At 67.4% G+C, this 8,501-nt stretch carries 7 protein-coding genes; 3 read left to right on the top strand and 4 right to left on the bottom strand.

The window, feature by feature from the left end:
- A partial coding sequence (locus tag Q0480_RS14840) for a pyruvate carboxylase (protein ID WP_299134081.1) occupies positions 1 to 2,074 on the bottom strand: 2,074 nt, incomplete at its 3' end.
- A gap of 337 nt (positions 2,075 to 2,411) precedes the next feature.
- On the opposite strand from Q0480_RS14840, the gene Q0480_RS14845 reads away from it, so the two are divergent.
- Positions 2,412 to 3,323 carry a hypothetical protein gene (locus tag Q0480_RS14845; RefSeq protein ID WP_299134083.1) on the top strand — a complete coding sequence of 304 codons (912 nt, stop codon included), beginning with the start codon at positions 2,412 to 2,414 and terminating at the stop codon, positions 3,321 to 3,323.
- 9 nt (positions 3,324 to 3,332) lie between these two features.
- Here Q0480_RS14845 and Q0480_RS14850 read toward each other — a convergent pair whose 3' ends face one another.
- Together Q0480_RS14850 and Q0480_RS14855 are read right to left on the bottom strand one after the other, a co-directional pair.
- Entirely contained in the window at positions 3,333 to 4,010 is a 678-nt protein-coding gene (locus tag Q0480_RS14850; RefSeq protein ID WP_299134084.1) for an ABC transporter ATP-binding protein, read from the bottom strand.
- Positions 4,003 to 5,286 carry a lipoprotein-releasing ABC transporter permease subunit gene (locus Q0480_RS14855; protein WP_299134089.1) on the bottom strand — a complete coding sequence of 428 codons (1,284 nt, stop codon included), beginning with the start codon at positions 5,284 to 5,286 and terminating at the stop codon, positions 4,003 to 4,005. Before Q0480_RS14855 ends, Q0480_RS14850 begins: the two co-directional genes overlap by 8 nt.
- 183 nt (positions 5,287 to 5,469) lie before the next feature.
- Here Q0480_RS14855 and Q0480_RS14860 point away from each other — a divergent pair, with 183 nt between their 5' ends.
- Both Q0480_RS14860 and Q0480_RS14865 read left to right on the top strand, forming a co-directional pair.
- A complete protein-coding gene (locus tag Q0480_RS14860; protein ID WP_299134085.1) occupies positions 5,470 to 5,703 on the top strand; it encodes a hypothetical protein in 234 nt (77 codons plus the stop codon).
- Positions 5,704 to 5,710: 7 nt separating this feature from the next.
- On the top strand, positions 5,711 to 6,457 hold the full coding sequence (locus tag Q0480_RS14865; RefSeq protein ID WP_299134086.1) for a hypothetical protein: 747 nt from the start codon (positions 5,711 to 5,713) through the stop codon (positions 6,455 to 6,457).
- 247 nt (positions 6,458 to 6,704) lie between these two features.
- Here the strand turns inward: Q0480_RS14865 and proS are convergent, their stop codons facing one another.
- The gene (proS, locus tag Q0480_RS14870; RefSeq protein WP_299134088.1) at positions 6,705 to 8,042 is read right to left on the bottom strand and encodes a proline--tRNA ligase; all 1,338 of its coding nucleotides are present in this window, start codon (positions 8,040 to 8,042) and stop codon (positions 6,705 to 6,707) included.
- Positions 8,043 to 8,501: the final 459 nt, after the last annotated feature.

Genomic DNA, 8,501 nt, shown 5'->3' on the forward strand with positions numbered 1-8,501 from the left:
TCAGGTCGTACTTGGCGCGGGACGGGTCGTTGATGTCGCCGGTGTAGCAGATCGCGGCTTCGCAGATCTTGCCGGAGTCGATGACGGCGTCCATGGCGACGCGCATGTTCTCGACCCAGTTGAGCGAGTCGAAGACGCGGAATACGTCGATGCCGGAAGCGGCGGCCTGGGCGACGAAGGCTTGGACGACGTTGTCGGGGTAGTTCGTGTAGCCGACGCCGTTGGAGGCGCGGAGCAGCATCTGGGTCAGGAGGTTCGGCATCGCGGCGCGTAGGTCGCGCAGACGCTGCCATGGGCATTCCTGGAGGAAGCGGTAGGCGACGTCGAAGGTGGCCCCGCCCCAGCACTCGACCGAGAACAGGCCGGGGAGCATGTGGGCGTAGGCCGGCGCGACGCGGACCATGTCGTGGGAACGCATACGCGTGGCGAGGAGGCTCTGGTGGCCGTCGCGCATGGTGGTGTCGGTGACGAGCAGGCGTTCCTGCGCCAGCATCCAGTCGGCGACGCCCCGGGCGCCCTTCTCCTCGAGGAGCTGGCGGGTGCCGGGGGGGGCCGGGTCCGTCGAGACGACGGGCGGGCGCGGGGCACGGGCCTCGGCCGGGGGCTTCGGGCGGCCGGCGGTCTCGGGGTGGCCGTTGACCGAGATGTCGGCGATGTAGGTGAGGATCTTCGTCGCCCGGTCGCGGCGGGCGTTGAAGTGGAAGAGCTCGGGCGTGTTGTCGATGAACTTGGTCGTATAGGTGTAGTCGAGGAAGGTCGGGTGCTTGAGCAGGTTCTCGACGAAGGCGATGTTGGTCGAGACGCCGCGGATGCGGAACTCGCGCAGCGCGCGGTCGAGGCGGGCGATCGCCATCTCGGGGGTGGGCGCCCACGCCGTGACCTTTTCCAAGAGCGAGTCGTAGTAGCGGGTGATGACGGCGCCGGAGTAGGCGGTGCCGCCGTCGAGACGGATGCCCATGCCGGTGGCGCCGCGGTAGGCGGTGATGCGGCCGTAGTCGGGGATGAAGTTGTTCTGCGGGTCCTCGGTGGTGATGCGGCACTGGATGGCGTGGCCGTTCAGGATCACGTCGGCCTGGGTCGCGGCGCCCGTCGCCTCGGCGATCGTCGCGCCCTCGGCCAGCAGGATCTGCGCGCGGACAATGTCGATCCCGGTCACTTCCTCGGTCACGGTATGCTCGACCTGGACGCGGGGATTGACCTCGATGAAATAGGCCTTGCCGGTGTCGCGGTCCATCAGGAACTCGACGGTGCCGGCGCATTCGTAGTTGGCGAAGGCGCAGATCTTGCGGCCGAGTTCGCAGATCTCCTCGCGCTCCTTCTGCGTCAGATACGGAGCGGGCGCGCGCTCCACGACCTTCTGATTGCGGCGCTGCACCGAACAGTCGCGCTCCCACAGGTGGTACATGCCGCCGTATTTGTCGCCGAGGATCTGGACCTCGACATGGCGGGCGTTGAGGATCATCTTTTCGAGGAAGCCCTCGCCGTTGCCAAAGGCGTTGATCGCCTCGCGGCGGCCCTCCAGCACCTTTTCCTCGAGTTCGTCCGGCCCCATGATCGGGCGCATGCCGCGGCCGCCGCCGCCCCAGCTCGCCTTGAGCATGAAGGGATAGCCGACCTGCTCGGCCATCTTGCGCACTTCGGCCATGTCGTCGGGAAGGACCTCGGTCGCGGGGATCACCGGCACACCCGCCTCGATCGCCACGCGACGGGCGCTGGCCTTGTCGCCGAGCATGCGCATGGTCTCGGCCTTCGGGCCGATGAAGGTGATGCCGGCGGCGACGCAGGCATCGACCAGGTCCGGGTTCTCGGACAGGAGGCCGTAGCCGGGGTGGATGGCATCGGCGCCGGCCATTCGGGCCACGCGGATGATCTCGGGAATCGAGAGATAGGCGGCGACCGGACCGAGCCCCTCGCCGATGCGATAGGCTTCGTCGGCCTTGAAGCGGTGGAGGCTGAGCTTGTCTTCCTCGGCGAAGATCGCGACCGTGCGCTTGCCCATTTCGTTGGCAGCGCGCATAACGCGGATGGCGATTTCTCCGCGGTTTGCGATCAGGATCTTCTTGAAGTTCTTCATCCGCGGTGGCCCCCGAAACTGCGCGAAAATTGATTCGTAGCCTACCGCGGCGCAACATACAATTCTGCTTTGCGGGCGGGCGTCAGACGATGGTCCGATCGCCGCGACGTGATCCCGCGACGCCGCGACGAGCGATTTCCGAAGGAAAATTTCGCTTGGCGGCGGGGTGGGCGCCGCCGCCGTGACGCACGCCGCGGCGCTCAACCCTGAACGCGACCGCGGCAAGAAAAGTTATACCGGGGGTTGATCCGCGGACTGATGACAAGCGCGCTCCGCGCGGCTAGAGACGATTTGGGGGCCTGCGCGCCTCCGGTCGCATGGGTGAGCGTCTGGCCGCATGACGGCGCTTGAGAAATATGTCCGGCTGGAGGCGCTCGGCCTCTGGCGCGAGAGCGCGGAGGCCGTGCCGCGCGAGGTGGTCGTCTCCTTCGGCAGTGCGACGCTGGTGCTGACCGATCTCGCGGACCGCCCGCTCGGCCACTGGGCGCTGGCCGGGGCGCAACCCACGGGCAGGACGGCTGATGGCGCCACCGTCTATTCGATGACGCTCGAAGGTGACGAGACGCTGACGCTGCGCGATCCCGAGATGATCGCGGCGATCGCGGCGGTGTCGCGCGCCTATCGCGGGGCACCCGGAACGCCGACGCCTCGGCCGCGGTTCCCGGTCGGCCTCGCCATCGTGGCGCTCGCGCTCGCCGGGGCGCTGGTCTACGGGCCGGATCTCGCACGGGACCTCGCCATCCGCATGGTGCCCCCCGAGCAGGCCGAGGAATTCGGCGACCGCATGCTGATCGGCCTGCAGGATACACGGGGCGCGCTCTGCGCCGAGCCCGCCGGCCTGCGGGCGCTCGCGCATCTCTCCGACGGGGTGGCGGATGGCGCGCCGCTGCGGGTGCTCGATCTCGGCGGGGCCGGGCCGGTCGCGGTGCTGCCCGGACCGACGGTGCTGATCGACCGCGCCGCCCTTGGCGCGGCGCGGTCGCCGGACGAACTGGTCGGCTGGATCACCGCGGCGCTTGGCGCCGATCCGGCGGGCCGGCCGGTGCGCGACCTGATGCGCGCCGCCGGGCCGGTCGCCAATCTGCGCTACATCCTGACCGGTGAGCTCTCCGATCCGGCGCTGGGCGCGGCGGCGACCGCCGCGCTTTCCGCGCCGCCGGTGGCGCAGGGGTTCGTGCCGGCGTCGGGGCAGGCCGCCGCGACCCTGACCGATCAGGACTGGGTCGCGCTGCAGGGCATCTGCGGCTGAGGCCGCCGCCTAACCGTCGAAGATCCGCCCGTCGCGCAGGCGCAGCACGCGGTCCATCCGCCCGGCGAGCTCCAGATTGTGCGTCGCGATCAGCGCGGCGAGGCCCGTGCTCCGCACCAGATCCGTCAGCACCGCGAACACCCGCTCGGAAGTTTCCGGATCGAGATTGCCGGTCGGCTCGTCCGCGAGCAGCAGCCGGGGGCCGTTGGCCAGCGCCCGGGCAAAGGCGACCCGCTGCTGCTCGCCGCCCGACAGTTCCGCCGGCCGATGCCCGACCCGCGCCGCCAGCCCGACCGAGGCCAGCAGGTCGCCGGCCCGCGCCGCCGCCGTCCGGCGCGCTACCCCGGCCGCGCGCATCGGCAGCGACACATTCTCCAGCGCGGTGAATTCCGGCAGCAGGTGATGAAACTGGTAGACAAAGCCGATCGTGTCGCGACGGAGGCGCGTTCGGCCCTCGTCATCGAGCCCGCCGGCCGCGCGGCCCGCCACCCGCACCTCGCCGGCGGTGGGTGTGTCGAGCAGGCCCGCGATATGCAGGAGGGTCGATTTGCCGGTCCCGGACGGCGCGACCAGCGCCACCATCTCGCCCTCGGCGATCGCGAGATTGGCGCCGTCGAGCACCACCACCGCGCGGTCGCCGTCATGGTAGGTCTTGCCAACCGCCTCGATCCCCAGCGCCTCATTCATAGCGCAGCGCCTCCACCGGATCGAGCCGGGCGGCGTTGCGCGCCGGGATCAGCGTGATGACGAAGGAGAGCAGCAGCGCCATCCCGGCCACCGCCGCGACATCGCCGGGACGGAGGCGCGCGGGGATCTCGGTCAGATAGCGGATCTCGGGATTCCAGACGGAGCCGCCCGAGATCCATTCCACCACCGCCTGGATGTCCTGGATGAAGAAGGCGAAGAGGCAGCCGAGGATGACGCCGAGCAGCGTGCCGACGACGCCGATCAGCGAGCCGCAGAGAAAGAAGATCCGCATGATCGCACCCCGGGTCAGCCCCATGGTGCGCAGGATGCCGATGTCGCGGCCCTTGTTCTTCACCAGCATCACCAGACCCGAGATGATGTTGAGCGCCGCGATCAGCACCACGAGCGACAGGATGATGAACATCACCCGACGCTCGACATCGAGGGCCGAGAGAAAGGCGCCCGAAGCCTCGCGCCAGGTCCAGAGCTGGCCGCGCGGGCCGGCGGCTTCGGTCAGCGCGGGGCGGAGATCCTCGACGCGGTCGGGGTTGGACAGCATCACCTCGATCTCGTCGGCGCCGCCCTCGCGGTTGAAATAGCTCCGCGCCTCGTCGAAGGGCATGTAGACCCGCGTGCGGTCGATGTCGTAGCGGCCGACGCCGAAGATGTAAGCGATGGTATAGTCGCTGATCCGGGGCTGGGTGCCGAAGGGCGTGTCCATGCCGTCCGGCGAGATGAGGGTGATCGCGTCGCCGACGCCGACGCCGAGTTCGCGGGCGACGCCGACGCCGATGGCGATGCCGCCGGGGAAATCGGCGAGCGTGCCGGCGAAGGTCTCGGGATTGGCGACGAGCGGGATCTTCGCGAGATCCTCGGGCCGGATGCCGATCACCTCGACGCCCGCCGCGCGGCCATTGGCCGAGGCCATGACCTGCCCCCGGATCAGCGGCGCGGCCGAGGTCACCCCCGGCACCGCCGCCAGCCGGGCCACCATCGCGTCATAGTCGACGATCAGCCGGTCAGGCCGCCCCTCGGCGTCGAAGCCGGTCTGATAGACCGTGACATGGGCGTTCGCGCCAAGGATCCGCTCGGCGAATTCCTCGCGGAATCCGATCATTACCGCCTGCACCACGATCAGCGTGGCGACGCCGAGCATGACCCCGATCAGGGCGTACCAGGCGATGACCGAGATGCCGCCTTCCTTGCGGCGGGCGCGGAGATAGCGCCAGGCGATCAGCCATTCGAAGGCGGCGAAGGGGGCGGGAGTCGCGGACAAGAGCATCACCTCGGCGTTGCGGGCCGGAACCTGATGGCGCATCTGCGCGACGTCAACCCGGTTTCGGGGGCGGGTGCGTTCCACGGCCACCACCGTCGACATTTGCCGAAATCTTGACCGGAGGCGCCAAACGGCGTTAACTATCTAGTATTGACCGATTCATTTATTGGGTGGGATGAACAAATGGCAATGAACGACGACGGCTTGCGTTCACTTTACGATCTGGCCCGATCGACCCCTTCGCTCAACGAACTGGCGCCGCAGGGCGCCGTGGGCGGGGCCTGCATCTCGGTGCGTCCGGGGCGGGCGGACTTCTGCGGCGAGTTAACGAAATCCGAATGCGCCTTTGTCGACAAGACCCTGAGGGACAAGGGCGAGGGCTTTGCGTCTTGGTTCCCCGGCCCGTGCAAGAGCTAGCACGATCATGACCTGTCTTTCCAGCGCGGCCGGCATGGTGCTCGGACTGGCACTGCTTGGCTGCACGAACGCACGATACAATGTCCCCTATGCGGGCGACAGGGACAATGCCGCCCCGAGCGCGCAGGACATCACCATCCAGATCCAGTGCGAATTGATGGATCTCGTGCGTCGGGATTCACCTTATCATCACAGTATGTTTCTCGATAAGGCCGATCTTACTGTTGCTGCCAACCTCGAGCTTACCGTAAATAGTTCAGGGAACATCATTCCGACGGCGGTGGCCTTCGACGGCGATCCGTTTGGATTGGCACTCGGTGCCAAGCTCGGAAGGGAGGTTGAAAGAACGTTCAGCAGAACGGTCTCGTACGACACTTCCGACTACGGTAGTCTGACAGTAAAAAGCCCGGAATACGGAGATTGCATTAGAAACAGATCCAGGTTTTCTGGAACGTTCGGTATAGGAGATTTGGTAGATCTCGCTATAAGTACAGGAAAGATCAGTCCGACCGACAAGTTTGGAGGTTCATTCTCGCTCAAGGTCACACGAAACTTGGGATCAATCGGTCCGGCGTGGCACTATGCCTCCGGAAGTACCATTGGCGCCCTTGGGAACCTGGACGACGTGACCACGAACAAAATCACGTTCGGGTTCAGTTCCACGCCGCCAAATCCCTCGACCAGCCAGATCGCCCAAGCGTCGGTGCGCGCGCAAGAGTATCTGAACACGTTGCTCCTTCAGCCGAGACAATAAAGGCGCGGTTGATCGTGCGCGTTCGGATGTATGGGCGGCCCGTCTCGATGACCCGGCCTCCTTCCGACTGGAGTGTGCTCTTGGCCCGTGTAGTAGCAGACGTCGCCGACGGGGCGGGCGCCTTCGACGACCTCGATCGCGGGGGGCTCGGCCTTCCCGGGCCGTGGACTCGCGGATCGGACGCCCGCTTCGGTCGGAGGGCCGCCGGGTTTGTGCATCCGCAAACCATCGGGATGGTGTCAAAGCGTCAGCGGTCGGCGTAGATCGCGCGCAACCGTGCCACCGCGGCCTCGGGGGTCAGTTCCTCGCTCTCGCCGGTGCGGCGCGAGGTGAGTTCGACCTTGCCGGCGGCGAGGCCGCGCGGGCCGACGGTGAGGCGCCATGGCAGGCCGATGAGGTCCATCGTCGCGAATTTCGCCCCCGCCCGCTCGTCGCGGTCGTCATAGAGCGGGTCGATGCCGGCGGCGGTCAGCGCGGAATAGAGCCCCTCGCAGGCGGCGTCGGTGGCGGCGTCGCCCTGGCGCAGGTTGACGATGCCGGCGCCGAAGGGGGTCACGCCCTCCGGCCAGATGATGCCCTTGTCGTCGTGGCTGGCCTCGATGATGGCGCCGACGAGGCGGGAGACGCCGATGCCGTGGCTGCCCATCTGGACGGGGACGCGCTCGCCGGCCTCGTTCACCACCACCGCCTTCATCGGCTCGGAATATTTGGTGCCGAAGAAGAAGATCTGCCCGACCTCGATGCCGCGGCCCTCGACGCGGCGGTCCTCCGGCACCTCGGCGAAGGCGTCCGGGTCGTGGCGTTCGTCGGTTCGCGCATAGGGCGCGGTCCAGGTATCGACGATCGCCGAGACGGCGGCGCGATCGGCATAGTCGATCGCACGGTCGCCGAGGGTGAGGTCGGTGACGGCGCGGTCGTAGAAGACGGCGCTTTCGCCGGTGGGGGCGAGGACGAGGAATTCGTGGGTATGGTCGCCGCCGATCGGGCCGCCGTCGGCGCGCATCGGGATCGCCTTCAGGCCCATGCGCTCGTAGGTGCGGATATAGCTGACCATGTGGCGATTGTAGGCATGCAGCGCGTCTTCGACCGTCAGGTCGAAATTGTAGCCGTCCTTCATCAGGAACTCGCGGCCGCGCATGACACCGAAGCGCGGACGGGTCTCGTCGCGGAACTTCCACTGGATGTGGTAGAGCGTCAGCGGCAGCTCCTTGTAGGAACCAACCGACGAGCGGAAGATGTCGGTGATCAGCTCCTCGTTGGTCGGGCCATAGAGCATGTCGCGCTGATGGCGGTCCTTGATGCGCAGCATCTCGGCGCCGTAGTCGTCGTAGCGGCCGCTCTCGCGCCAGAGGTCGGCGGATTGCAGGGTGGGCATGAGGAGCGGGATGTGGCCGGCGCGCTGCTGCTCCTCATGGACGATCTGCTCGATCCGCCGCAGCACCTTGAAGCCGAGCGGCAGCCAGGAATAGATGCCCGCGCTCGCCTGGCGGATCATGCCGGCGCGCAGCATCAGCCGGTGGCTGGCGATCTGCGCCTCGGCGGGGGTTTCCCGCAGCACCGGCAGGAAATATCGGGTCAGGCGCATGGGGATCACTCACTTCGGGCGGCGGAGGTCCGAGGATTAGGCGAAGCCCTTGACCCGCGCAATCCCGCGAATCCGACGGTCCGCTATGCAGTCAGAGAATTTCCGCGTTGCATTCCACGCTCAAAACTGGTTATTTGCCGGCGGCGGAGGATAGGCGGGGATTCAGGGAACCAAGGTCAGCCCACGCGCGGCACCGGTTCAACCTGGGCTCATGAATGACCGATCCAAGCTGGCCCAAGTCTTGGGGGGAACAGTTGAAAGGCGGTCTGCGCAAGGCAGGCCGCTTTTTTCGTTTCAGCCTGTCTCGTTGACCCCGCGCCATCGCCGAAGGCCGCCTGTGCTTTGCGTCGCCCGCGGTGATACCGGGTCCGTTTGACGGGTCCGGATCGAGATGTCTTCGCGGGCCGCTCTTGGGGGGCGCCAGTGGCGCGCCCGCGGTCCGCGCGCCCGGAGCAAGCT

Origin of the sequence: uncultured Amaricoccus sp., from assembly GCF_937891315.1 — a bacterium.
Taxonomy (GTDB): domain Bacteria; phylum Pseudomonadota; class Alphaproteobacteria; order Rhodobacterales; family Rhodobacteraceae; genus Amaricoccus.